The following is an 18,671-nucleotide window of genomic DNA, read 5'->3' on the forward strand; positions in this document are numbered from 1 at the left end:
TCGCGGATGGCGAAGCGCAGGCGCTCCTCCATGGCGATCGGCACGATCAGCTCCACGTCCATCGTCACATTGTCGCCCGGCATCACCATCTCCGTGCCTTCCGGAAGCGAACACACGCCCGTCACATCCGTCGTGCGGAAGTAGAACTGCGGACGGTAGTTCGTGAAGAACGGCGTGTGGCGACCGCCCTCCTCCTTCGTCAGGATGTAGGCCTCCGCCTTGAACTTCGTGTGCGGCGTCACCGAGCCCGGCTTGGCCAGAACCTGGCCGCGCTCGACGCCCTCGCGCTCCACACCGCGCAGAAGCGCGCCGATGTTGTCGCCCGCCTGCCCCTGGTCCAGGAGCTTGCGGAACATCTCCACGCCCGTGCACGTCGTCTTCGACGTCGGCCGGATGCCGACGATCTCGATCTCGTCGCCGACCTTGATCACCCCGCGCTCGACGCGGCCCGTCACAACCGTGCCGCGGCCCGAAATCGAGAACACGTCCTCGATCGGCATCAGGAACGGCTGGTCGATCGGACGCTCCGGCGTCGGGATGTACGCGTCCACCTGCTTCATCAGCTCGCGGACCGCATCCTCGCCGATCTCCTTGTTCGAATCCTCGAGCGCGGCAAGCGCCGAGCCCTTGACGATCGGAATGTCGTCGCCCGGAAACTCGTAGGCCGACAGAAGCTCGCGAACCTCAAGCTCGACAAGCTCCAGAAGCTCCGGATCGTCAACCTGGTCCACCTTGTTCAGAAACACCACGATCGCCGGAACGCCAACCTGGCGCGCCAGAAGAATGTGCTCGCGCGTCTGCGGCATCGGCCCGTCCGCCGCCGAAACAACCAGGATCGCGCCGTCCATCTGCGCCGCGCCCGTGATCATGTTCTTCACGTAGTCCGCGTGCCCCGGGCAGTCGACGTGCGCGTAGTGCCGCGCATCCGTCTCGTACTCGACATGCGCCGTCGAAATCGTGATCCCGCGCGCCTTCTCCTCAGGCGCCGCGTCAATCTGATCATAGGCCCGGAAGTCGCCGAAATACTTCGTGATCGCTGCCGTCAGCGTCGTCTTCCCGTGGTCAACGTGACCAACCGTCCCGATGTTCACATGCGGCTTCGTGCGCTCGAATTTACCTTTGGCCATGTGAGGTCTCCGTTATTTTCCGCCTTTTCAGGCCTTTCCTTCCCGTGAGGTCGCCCGACCGGATCACGCGAACTTCTTTTGGATCTCCTGCGCCACCGCGCTGGGAACCGGCTCGTAGTGGTCGAACTGCATCGTGTACTGGGCACGGCCCTGGGACATCGAGCGCAGATTGTCGACATATTTGAACATGTTGGCGAGCGGCACCATGGCGTTGACCACGGTGGCGATGCCGCGCGCCTCGGTGCCCTGAATCTGCCCGCGGCGGGAGTTCAGGTCGCCGATGACGTCGCCCATATAGTCTTCCGGCGTCACGACCTCGACCTTCATGATCGGTTCGAGAAGCTGCGCGCCCGCTTTCTGCGCACCTTCGCGGAAGGCTGCCCGGGCGGCGATCTCGAAGGCGAGCACCGAAGAGTCGACATCGTGGTAGGCGCCGTCCACCAGCGTGGCCTTCACGCCCAGCATCGGAAAGCCCGCGACCGGCCCGGAGGACAGGACGCTCTCGATGCCCTTCTGCACACCGGGGATGTACTCCTTCGGCACGGAGCCGCCGACGATCTTGGATTCGAAAACGAAATCCTCGCCTTCCGGATTGGGCTCGAACACCAGCTTGACGCGGGCGAACTGGCCCGAACCACCGGTCTGCTTCTTGTGGGTATAATCCACCTCGGCCGCCTGCGTGATGGTCTCGCGATAAGCCACCTGCGGGGCGCCGACATTGGCCTCGACCTTGAACTCGCGCTTCATGCGATCGATGATGATGTCGAGGTGAAGCTCGCCCATCCCGAAGATGCGCGTCTGGCCCGACTCCTCGTCGCTTTTGACGCGGAAGGAGGGGTCCTCGGCGGCGAGACGGTTCAGCGCCAGCGACATCTTCTCCTGGTCGGCCTTGGTCTTCGGCTCAACCGCGATCTCGATGACCGGATCGGGGAACTCCATGCGCTCCAGAACGACCGGCTTCAGCGGGTCGCACAGCGTGTCGCCCGTCGTCGTCTCCTTGAGGCCGGCCAGCGCCACGATGTCGCCGGCGTAAGCCACATCGAGGTCGGAACGCGAATTGGAGTGCATCTGCAGCATGCGGCCGATGCGCTCGCGCTTGTCCTTCACCGTGTTCGCCAGCGACACGCCCTTGTTGAGAACGCCGGAATAGATGCGGCAGAAGGTCAGCGAGCCGACAAAGGGATCGTTCATGATCTTGAAGGCGAGCATGGAGAGCGGCTCGTCGTCGGACGACTTGCGCGCCACTTCCGTCTCGGTCTTCGGGTCGATGCCCTTGATGGGCGGAACTTCGATAGGCGAAGGCAGGAAGTCGACCACCGCGTCGAGCAGCGGCTGCACGCCCTTGTTCTTGAAGGCGGAGCCGCAGAACATGGGGAAGAACTGAACGTTGATCGTGCCCTTGCGGATCAGCGCACGCAGCTCGTCGTTGGACGGCATCTCGCCCTCGAGATAGCGCTCCATCGCGCCCTCGTCGATCTCGACCGCCGTCTCGACGAGCTTCTCGCGATACTCTTCGGCCTGCGCCTTGAGATCATCGGGAATCTCCAGGATGTCCCAGGCTGCACCCAGGTTCTCCGAACGCCAGACCAGCGCCTTCATCTCGATGAGATCGACCACGCCGGCGAAATCGCTCTCGGCACCGATGGGCAGCTGCATGACGAGCGGGGTTGCGCCAAGCCGCGTCTTGACCATTTCGGCAGAGCGGAAGAAGTCGGCGCCGATCTTGTCCATCTTGTTGCAGAAGATCATGCGCGGGACATGATACTTGTCTGCCTGACGCCAAACGGTCTCGGTCTGCGGCTCTACGCCGGCATTGGCGTCGAGCAGCGCGATCGCACCGTCGAGCACGCGCAGCGAACGCTCGACCTCGATGGTGAAGTCGACGTGCCCGGGCGTGTCGATGATGTTGAAGCGGCGCTTCTTGCCGTCGCGGCCTTCCCAGAAGGTGGTGGTGGCAGCCGAGGTGATCGTGATGCCCCGCTCCTGCTCCTGCTCCATCCAGTCCATGGTGGCCGCGCCGTCATGGACTTCGCCGATCTTGTGCGACTTGCCCGTGTAGAACAGGACGCGCTCGGTCGTCGTCGTCTTGCCGGCGTCGATATGCGCCATGATACCGAAATTGCGGTAATCTTCGATTTTGTAGTCGCGGGCCATGTCAGCTCACCTCTTCAGTCCGGCGCCCAGGCGTTACCAGCGATAGTGCGAGAACGCACGGTTGGCCTCGGCCATCTTGTGCGTGTCCTCGCGCTTCTTCACAGCCGTGCCGCGATTGTTCGACGCATCCATCAACTCGCCCGAAAGGCGTTCGACCATCGTCGTCTCGTTACGGTTGCGCGCAGCCGCGATCAGCCAGCGGATCGCCAGTGCCTGGCGGCGCTCCGGACGCACGTCGACCGGTACCTGGTAAGTCGCGCCACCCACGCGCCGCGAGCGGACCTCGAGGTGCGGCGAGACGTTTTCCAGCGCCTGATGAAAGACCGCCACCGGCTCCTGCTTGGTCTTGTCATGGACCTGATCGAGCGCGCCGTAAACGATCCGCTCGGCGACGGACTTCTTACCGTCAAGCATGATGGCGTTCATGAACTTGGTCACAACCATGTCCCCAAACTTCGGGTCCGGGTTGATCTCACGCTTTTCTGCACGGTGACGTCGGGACATCTTCTTCGTCTCTCACCTTCATGGCCCGGCGCCACATAAAAAGCGCCGAAGCCGGGAAACCCTTACTTCGGACGCTTGGCGCCATACTTGGAGCGGCGCTGCTTGCGGCTTTTCACACCCTGCGTGTCGAGCACGCCGCGGATGATGTGATAGCGCACGCCGGGCAGATCCTTCACGCGGCCGCCGCGGATCATCACCACGGAGTGTTCCTGAAGGTTATGCCCCTCGCCCGGAATGTAGCCGATCACTTCGAAGCCATTGGCGAGCCGGATCTTCGCCACCTTGCGCATGGCCGAGTTCGGCTTCTTCGGCGACGTCGTATAGACGCGCGTACAAACACCCCGCTTCTGCGGGTTGGCCTGCATGGCCGGCACCTTGTTACGCTTCACCGGCGCCTTGCGCGGCTTGTTGATCAGCTGGTTTACGGTCGGCATCAAACCTTCCCTTTTTACAATCTCGTGCCTCAGACCCAGGTCCGCTCACGCGAACGGTCTTCCATACGTAAATTCGGGCACCAAAACCGCTCGCCCGCGGTCCTGCCCGAATACATGCAGAGGAAGCGGCTCACCGCTTCATGCCCCGGAAGTCTGTCGCTCGTTAAAACGAACCCTGTTTGAGGCCAGCTCCGGCGCGCGTCGCTCCGGAAGGAAAAGCCTCACATCGGCTCAGACGCGGCGGGTAATACGCGCAACGCGGGCCACCGTCAACCCCGGACCGGCCATTATCTTGCATTGCCCGGCAGATAGACCCCGGCGCACCGTCGCAAACGATCATCCAGCGCCGATATAGGAGGTACCCACCGCGTTTTCCAGGCCTTGCCCTGTCCCTGCGGCGGCATAAATGCGACATTGAAGCGGTGTATCGCGCAGTGCGCCGAAGAGATGGAACAGGAACACGCGATGAACGACAATGAGGAACGGCCCGTGACGATCATCACCGGGCGGGTCTGGCGCGAATCGGGCGCCGCCAGCGAGGGCGTGCACGTGATGCTCGTCGCGCCGGACGACGATTCGGCGGTGCGCATGGCGCTGGAAGCGCTGGCACAGGAGGGATATGCCGAAGCCGAGCTCGACCAGATCGGCGAAATGGAAGGAGCGCCCGACGAGGAGCCGCACCTTTCCGCCTGGCAAGGCGCCACGGAAGGCGAGATTGCCGTGGTGACCTTCGACGAGCCGGAATAAACTGGCCGCCGATCCTTCAGCAGAAAAAGAAAGCCGCCGGGTCTCCCCGGCGGCTTTTTGCATTGGGTCCGGAAAAGCGGCCGGTTACTCGGCCGGCTGTCCCGACATGTCGGCAAGCGCCCGGTCCATCTCCGAGCCGGACTCCTTGCGCTGCTCGTCGAGGATGAGATCGTCGCGCGAGCGGGCGATGCGCCGGATTTGGGTCATCGCGCCGCCCGTGCCGGCCGGGATGAGGCGGCCGACGATCACGTTCTCCTTCAGGCCCTGCAGCGTGTCGATCTTGCCCGCCACGGCGGCCTCGGTCAGCACACGCGTCGTCTCCTGGAAGGAGGCGGCGGAGATGAAGGAAGGCGTCTGCAGCGAAGCCTTGGTGATGCCGAGCAGCACCGGCTGGCCCTCCGCAGGCTTCTTGCCCTCCTCGACCAGGCGGTCATTGACCTCGTCGAACTCGACCTCATCCACGTGGTCGCCGGGGATGTAGGTCGAATCGCCCTGAGCGGTGATCTCGATCTTCTGCAGCATCTGGCGGACGATCACCTCGATGTGCTTGTCGTTGATCAACACGCCCTGCAGCCGGTAGACCTCCTGGATCTCGTTGACGAGGTAGGAGGCCAGCGCCTCCACGCCCTTGATCGCCAGGATGTCGTGCGGTGCCGGATTGCCGTCGAGGATGAAGTCGCCCTTCTCGATGACGTCGCCGTCCTGAAGGTGGAACGGCTTGCCCTTCGGGATGAGATACTCCACCGGCTCCAACGTCGAGTCGTGCGGCTCGATGACGATGCGGCGCTTGTTCTTGTAGTCGCGGCCGAAACGTACCGTGCCGTCGATCTCGGCGATGATGGCGTGGTCCTTCGGACGCCGCGCTTCGAAGAGCTCGGCCACCCGCGGCAGACCGCCGGTGATGTCCTTGGTGCGCGCGCTCTCGGTCGGAATACGGGCGATCACGTCGCCGGGCTTCACCTTGGCGCCCGGCTCGGTCGACAGCACCGCCTCGACAGAGAGCAGGAAGCGCGCTTCACCGCCGCGGGCAAGCTTGGCGACCTTGCCGTTGGAGTCGAGGATCGTGATGGCCGGCTTCAGGTCCGAGCCGCGCGGCGTGGACCGCCAGTCGACGACCTCGCGCTTGGTGATGCCGGTCGACTCGTCGGTCGCCTCCTGCACCGACACGCCGTCCACCAGGTCCTCGAACGCCACCGTGCCTTCCACCTCGGTGAGCATGGGACGCGTGTACGGGTCCCACTCGGCAATCCGCTGGCCGCGCTTCACCTTATCGCCGTCGTCGACATAGATACGGGCGCCGTAGGTCATGCGATGCGAGGCGCGCTCGTTGCCCCCCTCATCCAGGATCAGCACCGCCATGTTGCGGCCCATAACGACCAGATGGCCGTCGGAGTTGCGCACCACGTTGCGGTTGCGGATCTTGACCGTGCCCTCGAAGGAGGCCTCGAGGAAGGACTGATCGACCACCTGCGCCGTGCCGCCCATGTGGAAGGTGCGCATGGTGAGCTGGGTACCCGGCTCGCCGATCGACTGGGCGGCGATGACGCCGACCGCCTCGCCGATATTGACCGGCGTGCCGCGCGCCAGATCGCGCCCGTAGCAGACCGCGCAGACACCGTTGCGCACCTCGCAGGTAAGCGCAGAGCGGATGCGCACCGTCTGGATGCCGGCGGCCTCGATGGCTTCCACGTCGCGCTCGTCGATGAGGCGCCCGGCGGACACGATCACCTCGTCCGTCGCCGGATCAACCACGTCCTCGAGAGCGGTGCGGCCCAGCACTCGCTGGCCGATGGATGCCACCACCTGACCGGCATCGACGATGGGCTGCATGGTGAGGCCCTTGTCAGTGCCGCAGTCGGAAACCGTGACGATGCAGTCCTGCGCCACGTCGACGAGACGGCGGGTCAGATAGCCGGAGTTGGCCGTCTTGAGCGCCGTGTCGGCAAGACCCTTGCGCGCGCCATGGGTGGAGTTGAAGTACTCCATCACGGTCAGGCCTTCCTTGAAGTTCGAGATGATCGGCGTCTCGATGATGGAGCCGTCCGGACGCGCCATCAGGCCGCGCATGCCGGCAAGCTGGCGCATCTGCGCCGGCGAGCCGCGGGCGCCCGAATGGGACATCATGTAGATCGAGTTCATCGGCTTCTGCCGCTCGTTCTCATCGAACTCGATCGCCTTGATGCGCTTCATCATCTCGTCGGCGACCTTCTCGGAACACTTGGCCCACGCGTCGACGACCTTGTTGTACTTCTCGCCCTGGGTGATCAGGCCGTCATTGTACTGCTGCTCGTATTCCTTGGCGAGCGCCTCGGTCTCGGCGATCAGCTTCTCCTTGCTGTCGGGGATCAGCATGTCGTCCTTGCCGAAGGAGATGCCGGCCTTGCACGCCTGGCCGAAACCGAGCGCCATGATCCGGTCGCAGAAGATCACCGTCTCCTTCTGCCCGCAGTGCCGATAGACCGTGTCGATCATCTTGGAGATGTTCTTCTTGGTCAGCTCCTGGTTGCAGATGTCGAACGGCACGTTCGGGTTCTTCGGCAGAAGCTCGCCTACGATCATGCGGCCCGGCGTCGTCTCGTGGATCTCGGAGACCGGCTTGCCCTCATGATCGACGGTCTTGAAGCGGCCCTTGATCTTGGTGTGCAGCGTGACGACCTTGTTTTCGAGCGCATGGTGCAGCTCGCCCATATCGGCGAACACCATCCCCTCGCCCGGCTCGTTCTGATTCATGATGGACAGGTAATAGAGTCCGAGAACCATGTCCTGCGACGGCACGATGATCGGTGCGCCGGAGGCCGGGTGCAGGATGTTGTTGGTCGACATCATGAGCACGCGCGCCTCGAGCTGGGCCTCCAGCGACAAGGGCACGTGCACAGCCATCTGATCGCCGTCGAAGTCGGCATTGAAGGCGGTGCAGACCAGCGGGTGAAGCTGGATCGCCTTGCCTTCGATCAGCGTGGGTTCGAACGCCTGGATGCCGAGGCGGTGCAGCGTCGGCGCACGATTCAGAAGCACCGGGTGCTCGCGGATCACCTCGTCGAGGATGTCCCAGACCTCCGGACGCTCCTTCTCGACCAGCTTCTTCGCCTGCTTGACGGTGGACGAATAGCCCTTGGCATCGAGACGGGCGTAGATGAAGGGCTTGAACAGTTCCAGCGCCATCTTCTTCGGCAGGCCGCACTGGTGCAGCTTGAGCTCGGGGCCCGTCACGATCACGGAGCGGCCGGAATAGTCGACGCGCTTGCCGAGCAGGTTCTGGCGGAAGCGGCCCTGCTTGCCCTTCAGCATATCCGACAGCGACTTCAGCGGACGCTTGTTGGCGCCGGTGATCACGCGGCCGCGGCGGCCGTTGTCGAACAGCGCGTCGACGGCCTCCTGCAGCATGCGCTTCTCGTTGCGGATGATGATGCCCGGCGCCCTGAGCTCGATCAGCCGCTTCAGACGATTGTTGCGGTTGATGACACGGCGGTAGAGGTCGTTCAAATCCGACGTCGCGAAGCGGCCGCCGTCAAGCGGCACCAGCGGGCGAAGGTCCGGCGGGATCACCGGGACGACCTTCATGATCATCCATTCCGGACGGTTGCCGGATTCCAGGAAGTTCTCCACCACCTTGAGCCGCTTCAGAAGCTTCTTCTGCTTCAGCTCGGACGTGGTCGAAGCGAGATCGGAGCGCAGATCACCGGCGATCTTTTCGAGGTCCATCGCCTCGAGCAGGTGATGGATCGCCTCGGCGCCGATCATGGCGGTGAAGGAATCCTCGCCATACTCGTCGACGGCCATCATGTACTCCTCTTCGGAGAGGAGTTGATTTTCCTTGAGCGCCGTCAGGCCCGGCTCGGTCACGATGTAGTTCTCGAAGTAGAGAACCCGCTCGATGTCCTTGAGCGTCATGTCGAGCAGCGTGCCGATGCGGGAAGGCAGCGACTTCAAAAACCAGATATGGGCGACCGGAGCGGCCAGTTCGATGTGGCCCATGCGTTCGCGACGCACGCGCGAGAGCGTGACCTCGACGCCGCACTTCTCGCAGATGACGCCCTTGTACTTCATGCGCTTGTACTTGCCGCACAGGCACTCGTAGTCCTTGATGGGACCGAAAATGCGCGCGCAGAACAGGCCGTCGCGCTCCGGCTTGAAGGTGCGGTAGTTGATCGTCTCTGGCTTCTTGATCTCGCCGTAGGACCAGGACAGGATCTTTTCCGGGCTGGCCAGCGAAATCCGGATGGAATCGAAGGTCTGTGCCGGCGCCTGAGGGTTGAACAGGTTCATGACCTCTTGGTTCATGCCGATCTCCTTTGCGGGGCCACATCGCCCCTTGAATCTCTTGCGGTCCCGGCGGGCTTCTCGTGGCGACGGCACCTCGTGCCGTTTTATCGCCGCCCCGCCTTCACCTGGCGCGNCCTCCGCGGCGCGCTTCATTCCGTCACTCGGCTGCTTCGGGCAGCTGGGTCGGCGGCGGCGAGTCGAGCCGCGAATTCTCCAGCTCCACGTTGAGGCCGAGCGAACGCATCTCCTTGACCAGGACGTTGAAGCTCTCCGGAATACCCGCCTCGAAGGTGTCGTCGCCGCGCACGATGGCCTCGTAGACCTTGGTGCGGCCGGCCACGTCGTCCGATTTGACGGTGAGCATCTCCTGCAGCGTGTAAGCGGCGCCGTAGGCTTCCAGAGCCCAGACCTCCATCTCGCCGAAGCGCTGACCGCCGAACTGCGCCTTGCCGCCCAGCGGCTGCTGGGTGACGAGCGAGTACGGGCCGATGGAGCGGGCGTGGATCTTGTCGTCCACCAGGTGGTGCAGCTTGAGCATGTATATGTAGCCCACCGTCACCTGACGATCGAACGACTCGCCCGTGCGTCCGTCGTAGAGCGTCGCCTGGCCGCTCGACTCGAGGCCCGCCTCCTCCAGCATCTTGTTGATGTCGGATTCGTGCGCGCCGTCGAAGACGGGCGTGGCGATCGACACGCCGCGGCGCATCTGCTCGCCGAGCTGGATCACGCTTTCGTCGTCATATTCGCGGACAGGCTCGTTGCGCTCATTGTCCGGGATCAGCTTCTCGATCGTCGACCGGAGCGGCTTGATGTCGCTATTCTCCTTGTAGGCTTCGATCATTTCACCGATCTGGCGGCCCATGCCCGCGCAGGCCCAGCCGAGATGCGTCTCCAGGATCTGGCCGACATTCATGCGGCTCGGCACACCCAGCGGGTTCAAGACGATGTCCACATGCGTGCCGTCCTCGAGGAACGGCATGTCCTCGACGGGCACGATCTTCGAGACGACACCCTTGTTGCCGTGCCGGCCGGCCATCTTGTCTCCCGGCTGCATCTTGCGCTTCACGGCGACGAAGACCTTGACCATCTTCATCACGCCGGGCGGCATTTCGTCGCCGCGCTGCACCTTCTCGACCTTGTCCATGAAGCGGCTTTCCAGCGCCCCCTTGGACTCGTCGTACTGAGCGCGCAAGCTCTCCAGCTCGCTCTGCAGCTTCTCGTCGTCGACGGCGAACTGCCACCATTGCGAACGGGGATACTCGTCAAGAAGTTCCGCCGTAAGCGTCGCGCCCTTCTTGAAGCCCTTCGGTCCCGCGATCGCATCCTTCCCGATAAGCATCTCGGACAGGCGCGCATAGACGTTGCGGTCGAGGATCGACTGCTCGTCGTCGCGGTCCTTGGCCAGGCGCTCGATCTCCTCGCGCTCGATGGCCATGGCGCGCTCGTCCTTCTCCACGCCATGGCGGTTGAAGACGCGCACCTCGACCACCGTTCCGTAGGTACCGGGCGGCATGCGCATGGAGGTATCGCGCACGTCCGATGCCTTCTCGCCGAAGATGGCGCGCAGCAGCTTCTCCTCCGGCGTCATCGGGCTTTCGCCCTTCGGCGTGATCTTGCCGACCAGGATGTCGCCCGGCTGAACCTCGGCGCCGATATAGACGATGCCGGCCTCGTCGAGGTTCTTCAGCGCCTCTTCCGAAACGTTCGGAATGTCGCGCGTGATCTCCTCCGGCCCGAGCTTGGTGTCGCGCGCCATGACCTCAAACTCCTCGATATGGATCGAGGTGAAGACGTCGTCACGCACGATGCGCTCGGAAAGCAGGATGGAGTCCTCGTAGTTGTAGCCGTTCCAGGGCATGAAGGCGACGAGCACGTTGCGGCCGAGCGCCAGATCGCCGAGATCCGTCGACGGGCCGTCGGCGATGATGTCGCCCTTGTTGATCTGGTCGCCGATACGCACCAGCGGCCGCTGGTTGATGCAGGTGTTCTGGTTCGAACGCTGAAACTTCTGCAGCCGGTAGATGTCGACGCCCGACTGGGAGGCATCCACGTCCTCCGTCGCGCGGATGACGATACGCGTCGCGTCCACCTGGTCGACGATGCCGGTGCGGCGCGCGGCGATGGCCGCCCCGGAGTCGCGCGCCACCACCGGCTCCATGCCGGTGCCGACGAACGGCGCCTCGGCACGCACCAGCGGCACGGCCTGACGCTGCATGTTCGAGCCCATCAGCGCGCGGTTGGCGTCGTCATTCTCCAGGAACGGGATGAGTGCTGCGGCAACCGAGACGAGCTGCTTCGGCGAGACGTCCATCAGGTCGACGTTCTCACGTGGCGCGAGCATCACCTCGCCGGCGTGGCGGCAGACGACGAACTCGTCGGCGAACCGCCCGTCCTCGTCGATCTGCGCGTTGGCCTGGGCCACATAGTGCTTGGCCTCCTCCATCGCCGACAGGTAGATGACGTCCTCGGACACCTTGCCGTCCACGATCTTGCGGTACGGCGTCTCGATGAAGCCGTACTTGTTCACACGCGCGAAGGTGGCGAGCGAGTTGATCAGGCCGATGTTCGGGCCTTCCGGCGTCTCGATCGGGCAGATGCGGCCGTAATGCGTGGGATGCACGTCGCGCACCTCGAAGCCCGCCCGTTCACGGGTCAGACCGCCCGGGCCGAGCGCCGACAGGCGCCGCTTGTGGGTGATCTCCGACAGCGGGTTCGTCTGGTCCATGAACTGCGAGAGCTGCGAGGAGCCGAAGAACTCGCGCACGGCCGCCGCCGCCGGCTTGGCGTTGATCAGATCCTGCGGCATGACCGTGTCGATCTCGATCGACGACATGCGCTCCTTGATGGCGCGCTCCATGCGCAGGAGGCCGACGCGGTACTGGTTCTCCATCAATTCGCCGACGGAGCGCACGCGGCGGTTGCCGAGATTGTCGATGTCGTCGATCTCGCCCTTGCCGTCGCGCAGTTCGACCAAGGTCTTGACCACGGCGACGATGTCTTCCTTGCGCAGGACGCGCACCGTGTCCTCGGCGTCGAGCTCCAGGCGCATGTTCATCTTCACCCGCCCGACGGCCGAAAGGTCGTAGCGCTCGGGATCGAAGAACAGCGAGTGGAACATGGCCTCCGCCGTCTCCAGCGTCGGCGGCTCGCCCGGGCGCATGACCCGGTAGATGTCGAACAGGGCATCCTGCCGGCTCTCGTTCTTGTCGGCCACAAGCGTGTTGCGGATGTAGCCGCCGATATTGACGTGGTCGATATCGAGGAAGTGCACCTCGTCGACCTCCGCCTCCATGAGCACCTTCAGGGTCTTCTCGTCGATCTCGTCGCCTGCTTCGAGGAAGATCTCGCCCGTTGCCATATTGACGATGTCCTCGGCGAGATAGTTGCCGAGCAGATCGTCTTCCGTCGCACGGATCGCCTTCAGGCCCTTGTCTGCGAGCTGGCGCGCCTGCCGGGCGGTGATCTTCTTGCCCGCCTCCACGACGACCTCACCGGAATCGGCGTCGATGATGTCGGACGTCGCCTTCATGCCCCGGAAACGCTCTGTGGAGAACGGAACGCGCCAGTTGTCGCCGTCGCGGATATAGGTCAGCTTGTTGTAGAAGGTCGACAGGATCTCCTCGCTGTCCATGCCGAGCGCCATCAACAGCGACGTGGCTGGAAGCTTGCGCCGCCGGTCGATGCGCGCATAGACGATGTCCTTGGCGTCGAACTCGATGTCGAGCCAGGAACCGCGATAGGGAATGACGCGCGCCGCAAAGAGCAGCTTGCCGGACGAGTGGGACTTGCCCTTGTCGTGATCGAAGAAGACGCCCGGCGAACGGTGCATCTGCGAAACGATCACACGCTCCGTGCCGTTGACGATGAAGGTGCCGTTGTCCGTCATGAGCGGCATGTCGCCCATGTAGACGTCCTGCTCCTTGATGTCCTTGATGGATTTGGAACCCGTATCCTCGTCCACGTCGAAGACGATCAGGCGCAGCGTCACCTTCAGCGGCGCCGCATAGGTGAGATCGCGCTGCCGGCACTCCTCGACATCGAACTTCGGCGCCTCGAACTCGTAGCTGACGAATTCGAGCATCGCCGTGCCGGCGAAATCCTGGATCGGGAACACCGACTTGAAAACCGCCTGCAGCCCCTCGTCGGGCCGCCCGCCCCGCGGTTCCTCAACCATGAGAAACTGATCATAGGATGCTTTCTGAACCTCGATGAGGTTCGGCATCTCCGCAACTTCCGGAATCTTCCCGAAAAACTTGCGTACGCGCCTGCGACCGTTGAAAGTCTGGGTCTGGGCCATCGTCGCTCCTTGCCTGCCGCTTACCTGCCAATATGGGCCGCCCTCCTGCGCCTGTCGAAGGGACGTCCAATCCAAACGGATGAAAACCCGTTTCCTGAAAGCCGGTTTCCGGCCTTCAGGAAAAAGGTTTTCCTGACTTCAGCCTCGCTCCGGACCGCGGACGGTATCCGTCCGCGGTCCAAAGGCGATGCTGCTACTTCAGCTCGACCTTGGCGCCGGCTCCCTCGAGCTGCGCCTTGATCTTGTCGGCCTCGTCCTTCGCCACGCCTTCCTTGACCGCCTTCGGCGCGGCCTCGACCAGGTCCTTGGCCTCCTTCAGGCCGAGGCCGGTGATGGCGCGCACTTCCTTGATCACGTTGATCTTCTGTGCGCCGGCATCGGCCAGGACGACGTCGAACTCGGTCTTTTCCTCGGCCGCCTCGGCGGGCGCCGCCGCACCGCCGGCAGCGGCCACGGCTACGGGCGCCGCCGCGGAGACGCCCCACTTTTCTTCCAGCATCTTCGAAAGCTCAGCCGCCTCGAGGACGGTGAGGCTCGAAAGGTCATCAACGATCTTCGCAAGATCAGCCATTGTTCATTTCCTTACATGTTCGAACTGTGTTGTTGGTCAAAAACGGCCTCACGCCGCCTCGTCCTTCCGGGCATAGGCGCCGACGACCCGGGCCACTTGGCCCGCCGGTGCGTTGACGACCTGCGCGATCCGGGTTGCCGGCGTCGAGATCATGCCGACGATCTTCGCTCTCAACTCGTCCAGCGACGGCAGCGAGGCAAGTGCCTTCACGCCGTCGGCGTCGAGTGCAGTCGCGCCCATCACGCCGCCGAGAATGACAAGCTTGTCGTTCCCCTTGGCGAAATCGTTGGCGACCTTCGGAGCGACAACCGGATCGTCCGAATAGGCAATCAGCGTCTGCCCCTCGAAGAGGGACTGAATGCCTTCGGACTGGGTGCCCTGAAGAGCGATCTTGGCGAGGCGGTTCTTCGCGACCTTCACCGTTCCGCCCGCTTGACGCATCTTCGACCTGAGGTCGTTCATCTGCGCGACGGTCAGGCCGGTGTAATGCGCCACGACGACGGACCCGGTGCTTTCGAACACCTGGTTCAGACCCGCGACGAATTCGCGCTTTTCCGCTCTGTCCACAGCCTTTCTCCAGTTGGCGGCGCCCTTGTCAGGGCCTTCCGCCGGTTTGCCTTTTGCCGGCCGGGCCACCCACGATTGCGGATCACCCGAACGACGCTCGAGGATCCTGCCCCCTTTCGCCATGCCGGAAACCGGCGACGGACAAAAGGCCAACACGGTTCGAACCTTTCACAGGCTGCCTTGCGGCATGCCTTTGTCGGCTCTTCCCCGTCTCATGCAGGCCCTGAAGAGGAATTAAGGCGAGCCACCTGCAATCTCGGACAGGATTGCCGGAAGTTTCCCTCCGGCTTCCGGGCCGTTTCCGACCCGGAATGGATGCGCCGGGGAGATGCCTCCCCGGCTTCATTTCACGACGCTGACAAGGTCGAGGCGTCGATCTTGAGCCCCGGCCCCATGGTCGAGGTGAGCGCCACGCGCTTCACGTAATTGCCCTTGGCGCCCGCCGGCTTGGCCTTGATCACCGCATCGGCGAAGGCGCGCACGTTCTCGGCGATGGCGTTGGCGTCGAAGGAGACCTTGCCGACGCCGGCATGCACGATGCCCGCCTTCTCGACGCGGAACTCGACGGCGCCGCCCTTGGAGGCCTTCACCGCGGCGGCAACGTCGGCGGTGACCGTGCCCACCTTCGGGTTCGGCATCAGCCCGCGCGGACCGAGCACCTTGCCCAGGCGACCAACCAGCGGCATCATGTCGGGCGTGGCGATGCAGCGGTCGAAATTGATCTCGCCCTTCTGCACGGCCTCGACCAGATCCTCGGCACCGACCAGATCGGCGCCGGCGGCCTTCGCCTCGTCGGCCTTGTCGCCCTTGGCGAACACCGCCACGCGCACGGTGCGGCCAGTGCCGTTCGGCAGGTTGACCACGCCGCGCACCATCTGGTCGGCATGACGCGGATCGACGCCGAGATTCATCGCCACTTCGATCGTCTCGTCGAACTTGGCGTTCGCCCGCTCCTTCAAGAGGCTCACCGCCTCCTCGAGCGCATACTGCTTGTTGCGGTCGAGGCCCTCGCGGCTCTGGGCCACGCGCTTGGAAAGTTTCGTCGCCATATCGTCAGCCCACCACTTCCAGGCCCATGGAGCGGGCCGAGCCTTCGACCATGCGCACCGCGGCATCCACGTCGTACGCGTTCAGATCCTTCATCTTCGCCTCGGCGATCTGGCGCACCTTGTCGCGCGAGATCTTCGCGACGGTCTGCTTGCCGGGCTCCTTGGCGCCGGACTTCAGCTTCGCTTCCTTCTTCAGGAAGAAGCTCACCGGCGGCGTCTTCATGGTGAAGGTGAAGGACTTGTCCTGGTAGTAGGTGATCACCACCGGGATGGGCGAGCCCTTCTCCATCTCCTGGGTCTGCGCGTTGAACGCCTTGCAGAACTCCATGATGTTGATGCCGCGCTGACCAAGCGCCGGCCCGATCGGCGGCGACGGCGTCGCCGACCCCGCGGGGACCTGGAGCTTGAGCTGGCCTGCGATCTTCTTAGCCATCTCTCATCTGCCTTTCCTGATGCCGGAAATTCCGGCGGTTGCAGTTCGGTGGTGCGGAACGGGCGGCCGGCTACGCCGCCTTTCCTTCCACCCGTTTGTTCCGGAAACCGGAACCCCGGTCAGCCCTTCTCGACCTGACCGAATTCCAGATCGACGGGCACCGCGCGCCCGAAGATTGAGACCTCCACCTTGAGCCGCGAGCGCTCCTCGTCCACTTCCTGCACGAAGCCGTTGAAGGAAGCGAACGGGCCGTCGGAGACGCGTACCTGCTCGCCGATTTCGAAGGTAACGGAAGGCTTCGGCCGCTCCACACCTTCTTGAACCTGCACCAGGATGCGCTCGGCTTCCGCTTCCGTGATCGGCACCGGACGCGAGTCGCCCAGGAACCCGGTCACCTTCGGCGTGTTCTTGATCAGGCTGAAAACGGGATCCGTCAGATTGGCCTTGACCAGCACATAACCGGGGAAGAACTTGCGCTCGGCATCGACCTTGCGGCCGCGGCGCACTTCGACGACCTTCTCGGTCGGCACCACCACCTGCTCGATGTTATCCGACAGCCCCTTCTGGCGTGCCTGCTCCTCGATCGATTCGGCAACCTTCTTCTCGAAATTCGAATAGGCGTGGACGATGTACCACCGCGCAGTCATCTCAAAAATTCTCCCTGTGCCGCCGCTGTCAGACGCCGATCTGCAAGATCAGTTCGATGGCCCACGCCATCACTTGGTCGGCGGCGAAAAAGAACAGCGCGGCCAAGGCAACAAAGGCGAGCACCATGACGGTGGAAATCAGGGTTTCGCGCCGCGAAGGCCACGTCACCTTCGCGGTCTCGGCCCGCACCTGCTGCAAAAAGGTGAAAGGATTTGTGGTCTTCGCCGCCATCTGCCGCTCTTTTTAATATTTCTTGAGCACCCGGGAATCCGGACTCTATTCGTCCCGGCCCGACCCGGGAATTGCCTGGTTCCGGCGCGAATCGCCACCTATCTCCAGACACACGACAAAGGCGCGTAAAGCCTCATCCAGGCTCCACGCACCGTCCGTCTACGGCCCTACATAGTTCCGAATTCGCATTCACGCAAGTGTCTTTATCCGGACGCACTTGACATGCTGGCAGGGGCAGAGGGGCTCGAACCCCCGACCTGCGGTTTTGGAGACCGCCGCTCTACCAACTGAGCTATACCCCTATCCGGCCTGCAGCCCGCCCGACGCTTCTAATGCCTGACCACGCAGGCTTCAAGCATAATCCCGTCGAATCGGTGTCCGCCTGTCCAGATATGCATCCGGCGGCATGATTGCGACATCGCCGCCGGATTTCGGCCGGCGGCAGGGTCCACGCCCTGCCCGCCTTTCCTTTACTCGGTGATTGCGGCGACGATGCCGGCGCCGACGGTGCGGCCGCCCTCGCGGATGGCGAAGCGCAGGCGCTCCTCCATGGCGATCGGCACGATCAGCTCCACGTCCATCGTCACATTGTCGCCCGGCATCACCATCTCCGTGCCTTCCGGAAGCGAACACACGCCCGTCACATCCGTCGTGCGGAAGTAGAACTGCGGACGGTAGTTCGTGAAGAACGGCGTGTGGCGACCGCCCTCCTCCTTCGTCAGGATGTAGGCCTCCGCCTTGAACTTCGTGTGCGGCGTCACCGAGCCCGGCTTGGCCAGAACCTGGCCGCGCTCGACGCCCTCGCGCTCCACACCGCGCAGAAGCGCGCCGATGTTGTCGCCCGCCTGCCCCTGGTCCAGGAGCTTGCGGAACATCTCCACGCCCGTGCACGTCGTCTTCGACGTCGGCCGGATGCCGACGATCTCGATCTCGTCGCCGACCTTGATCACCCCGCGCTCGACGCGGCCCGTCACAACCGTGCCGCGGCCCGAAATCGAGAACACGTCCTCGATCGGCATCAGGAACGGCTGGTCGATCGGACGCTCCGGCGTCGGGATGTACGCGTCCACCTGCTTCATCAGCTCGCGGACCGCATCCTCGCCGATCTCCTTGTTCGAATCCTCGAGCGCGGCAAGCGCCGAGCCCTTGACGATCGGAATGTCGTCGCCCGGAAACTCGTAGGCCGACAGAAGCTCGCGAACCTCAAGCTCGACAAGCTCCAGAAGCTCCGGATCGTCAACCTGGTCCACCTTGTTCAGAAACACCACGATCGCCGGAACGCCAACCTGGCGCGCCAGAAGAATGTGCTCGCGCGTCTGCGGCATCGGCCCGTCCGCCGCCGAAACAACCAGGATCGCGCCGTCCATCTGCGCCGCGCCCGTGATCATGTTCTTCACGTAGTCCGCGTGCCCCGGGCAGTCGACGTGCGCGTAGTGCCGCGCATCCGTCTCGTACTCGACATGCGCCGTCGAAATCGTGATCCCGCGCGCCTTCTCCTCAGGCGCCGCGTCAATCTGATCATAGGCCCGGAAGTCGCCGAAATACTTCGTGATCGCTGCCGTCAGCGTCGTCTTCCCGTGGTCAACGTGACCAACCGTCCCGATGTTCACATGCGGCTTCGTGCGCTCGAATTTACCTTTGGCCAT

At 63.7% G+C, this 18,671-nt stretch carries 14 protein-coding genes and 1 tRNA gene; 1 reads left to right on the forward strand and 14 read right to left on the reverse strand.

Going from position 1 to position 18,671, the window contains the following annotated elements:
* The 4 genes from tuf (SIN08_RS09870) to rpsL form a co-directional block, all read right to left on the reverse strand.
* Positions 1 to 1,127, reverse strand: a 1,127-nt coding sequence (gene tuf, locus SIN08_RS09870; protein WP_322450896.1) for an elongation factor Tu, incomplete at its 3' end; no start/stop codon positions are given.
* Between the two features lie 63 nt (positions 1,128 to 1,190).
* Positions 1,191 to 3,281, reverse strand: a complete 2,091-nt coding sequence (fusA, locus tag SIN08_RS09875; RefSeq protein ID WP_322451406.1) for an elongation factor G — start codon at positions 3,279 to 3,281, stop codon at positions 1,191 to 1,193.
* Between the two features lie 33 nt (positions 3,282 to 3,314).
* The gene (rpsG, locus tag SIN08_RS09880) at positions 3,315 to 3,785 is read right to left on the reverse strand and encodes a 30S ribosomal protein S7 (RefSeq protein WP_322451407.1); all 471 of its coding nucleotides are present in this window, start codon (positions 3,783 to 3,785) and stop codon (positions 3,315 to 3,317) included.
* Positions 3,786 to 3,847: 62 nt separating this feature from the next.
* A complete protein-coding gene (gene rpsL / locus SIN08_RS09885; protein WP_159593254.1) occupies positions 3,848 to 4,219 on the reverse strand; it encodes a 30S ribosomal protein S12 in 372 nt (123 codons plus the stop codon).
* A 465-nt stretch (positions 4,220 to 4,684) separates the two neighbouring features.
* Between rpsL and SIN08_RS09890 the strand changes: the two genes are divergently transcribed.
* The gene (locus tag SIN08_RS09890; RefSeq protein WP_322451408.1) at positions 4,685 to 4,966 is read left to right on the forward strand and encodes a transcriptional regulator; all 282 of its coding nucleotides are present in this window, start codon (positions 4,685 to 4,687) and stop codon (positions 4,964 to 4,966) included.
* A gap of 84 nt (positions 4,967 to 5,050) precedes the next feature.
* Here SIN08_RS09890 and rpoC read toward each other — a convergent pair whose 3' ends face one another.
* The 10 genes from rpoC to tuf (SIN08_RS09940) all read right to left on the reverse strand — a co-directional run.
* Positions 5,051 to 9,247: a DNA-directed RNA polymerase subunit beta' gene (rpoC, locus tag SIN08_RS09895; RefSeq protein WP_322451409.1), complete on the reverse strand. Its 4,197-nt coding sequence runs from the start codon at positions 9,245 to 9,247 to the stop codon at positions 5,051 to 5,053.
* Positions 9,248 to 9,386: 139 nt separating this feature from the next.
* Positions 9,387 to 13,526 carry a DNA-directed RNA polymerase subunit beta gene (gene rpoB, locus SIN08_RS09900; RefSeq protein ID WP_322451410.1) on the reverse strand — a complete coding sequence of 1,380 codons (4,140 nt, stop codon included), beginning with the start codon at positions 13,524 to 13,526 and terminating at the stop codon, positions 9,387 to 9,389.
* A gap of 193 nt (positions 13,527 to 13,719) precedes the next feature.
* Positions 13,720 to 14,097, reverse strand: coding sequence for a 50S ribosomal protein L7/L12 (gene rplL, locus SIN08_RS09905; RefSeq protein WP_322451411.1), 378 nt, complete (start codon positions 14,095 to 14,097; stop codon positions 13,720 to 13,722).
* 48 nt (positions 14,098 to 14,145) lie between these two features.
* Positions 14,146 to 14,664, reverse strand: a complete 519-nt coding sequence (gene rplJ, locus SIN08_RS09910; RefSeq protein ID WP_322451412.1) for a 50S ribosomal protein L10 — start codon at positions 14,662 to 14,664, stop codon at positions 14,146 to 14,148.
* A 347-nt stretch (positions 14,665 to 15,011) separates the two neighbouring features.
* Positions 15,012 to 15,713: a 50S ribosomal protein L1 gene (gene rplA, locus SIN08_RS09915; RefSeq protein WP_322451413.1), complete on the reverse strand. Its 702-nt coding sequence runs from the start codon at positions 15,711 to 15,713 to the stop codon at positions 15,012 to 15,014.
* A 4-nt stretch (positions 15,714 to 15,717) separates the two neighbouring features.
* Complete coding sequence (gene rplK / locus SIN08_RS09920) at positions 15,718 to 16,146, reverse strand: 50S ribosomal protein L11 (RefSeq protein WP_322451414.1); 429 nt, start codon at positions 16,144 to 16,146, stop codon at positions 15,718 to 15,720.
* 119 nt (positions 16,147 to 16,265) lie between these two features.
* Positions 16,266 to 16,793, reverse strand: a complete 528-nt coding sequence (gene nusG / locus SIN08_RS09925) for a transcription termination/antitermination protein NusG (protein WP_322451415.1) — start codon at positions 16,791 to 16,793, stop codon at positions 16,266 to 16,268.
* 28 nt (positions 16,794 to 16,821) lie between these two features.
* Positions 16,822 to 17,025 (reverse strand): preprotein translocase subunit SecE, encoded by a 204-nt coding sequence (gene secE, locus SIN08_RS09930; RefSeq protein ID WP_322451416.1) that lies wholly within the window; start codon positions 17,023 to 17,025, stop codon positions 16,822 to 16,824.
* A 226-nt stretch (positions 17,026 to 17,251) separates the two neighbouring features.
* Positions 17,252 to 17,327, reverse strand: a tRNA-Trp gene (locus SIN08_RS09935).
* A gap of 168 nt (positions 17,328 to 17,495) precedes the next feature.
* Positions 17,496 to 18,671 (reverse strand): elongation factor Tu (gene tuf, locus SIN08_RS09940; RefSeq protein ID WP_322451417.1); only part of this gene is annotated, 1,176 nt, incomplete at its 5' end.

Source organism: Chelativorans sp. M5D2P16, assembly GCF_034427935.1.
Lineage (GTDB): Bacteria > Pseudomonadota > Alphaproteobacteria > Rhizobiales > Rhizobiaceae > Chelativorans.

What these genes read in the sequence shown, in the direction of transcription:
- fusA (WP_322451406.1), bottom strand. Translation starts at nt 3,281, where the DNA reads ATGGCCCGCGACTACAAAATCGAAGATTACCGCAATTTCGGTATCATG.
- rpsG (WP_322451407.1), bottom strand. Translation starts at nt 3,785, where the DNA reads ATGTCCCGACGTCACCGTGCAGAAAAGCGTGAGATCAACCCGGACCCG.
- rpsL (WP_159593254.1), bottom strand. Translation starts at nt 4,219, where the DNA reads ATGCCGACCGTAAACCAGCTGATCAACAAGCCGCGCAAGGCGCCGGTG.
- SIN08_RS09890 (WP_322451408.1), top strand. Translation starts at nt 4,685, where the DNA reads ATGAACGACAATGAGGAACGGCCCGTGACGATCATCACCGGGCGGGTC.
- rpoC (WP_322451409.1), bottom strand. Translation starts at nt 9,247, where the DNA reads ATGAACCAAGAGGTCATGAACCTGTTCAACCCTCAGGCGCCGGCACAG.
- rpoB (WP_322451410.1), bottom strand. Translation starts at nt 13,526, where the DNA reads ATGGCCCAGACCCAGACTTTCAACGGTCGCAGGCGCGTACGCAAGTTT.
- rplL (WP_322451411.1), bottom strand. Translation starts at nt 14,097, where the DNA reads ATGGCTGATCTTGCGAAGATCGTTGATGACCTTTCGAGCCTCACCGTC.
- rplA (WP_322451413.1), bottom strand. Translation starts at nt 15,713, where the DNA reads ATGGCGACGAAACTTTCCAAGCGCGTGGCCCAGAGCCGCGAGGGCCTC.
- rplK (WP_322451414.1), bottom strand. Translation starts at nt 16,146, where the DNA reads ATGGCTAAGAAGATCGCAGGCCAGCTCAAGCTCCAGGTCCCCGCGGGG.
- nusG (WP_322451415.1), bottom strand. Translation starts at nt 16,793, where the DNA reads ATGACTGCGCGGTGGTACATCGTCCACGCCTATTCGAATTTCGAGAAG.
- secE (WP_322451416.1), bottom strand. Translation starts at nt 17,025, where the DNA reads ATGGCGGCGAAGACCACAAATCCTTTCACCTTTTTGCAGCAGGTGCGG.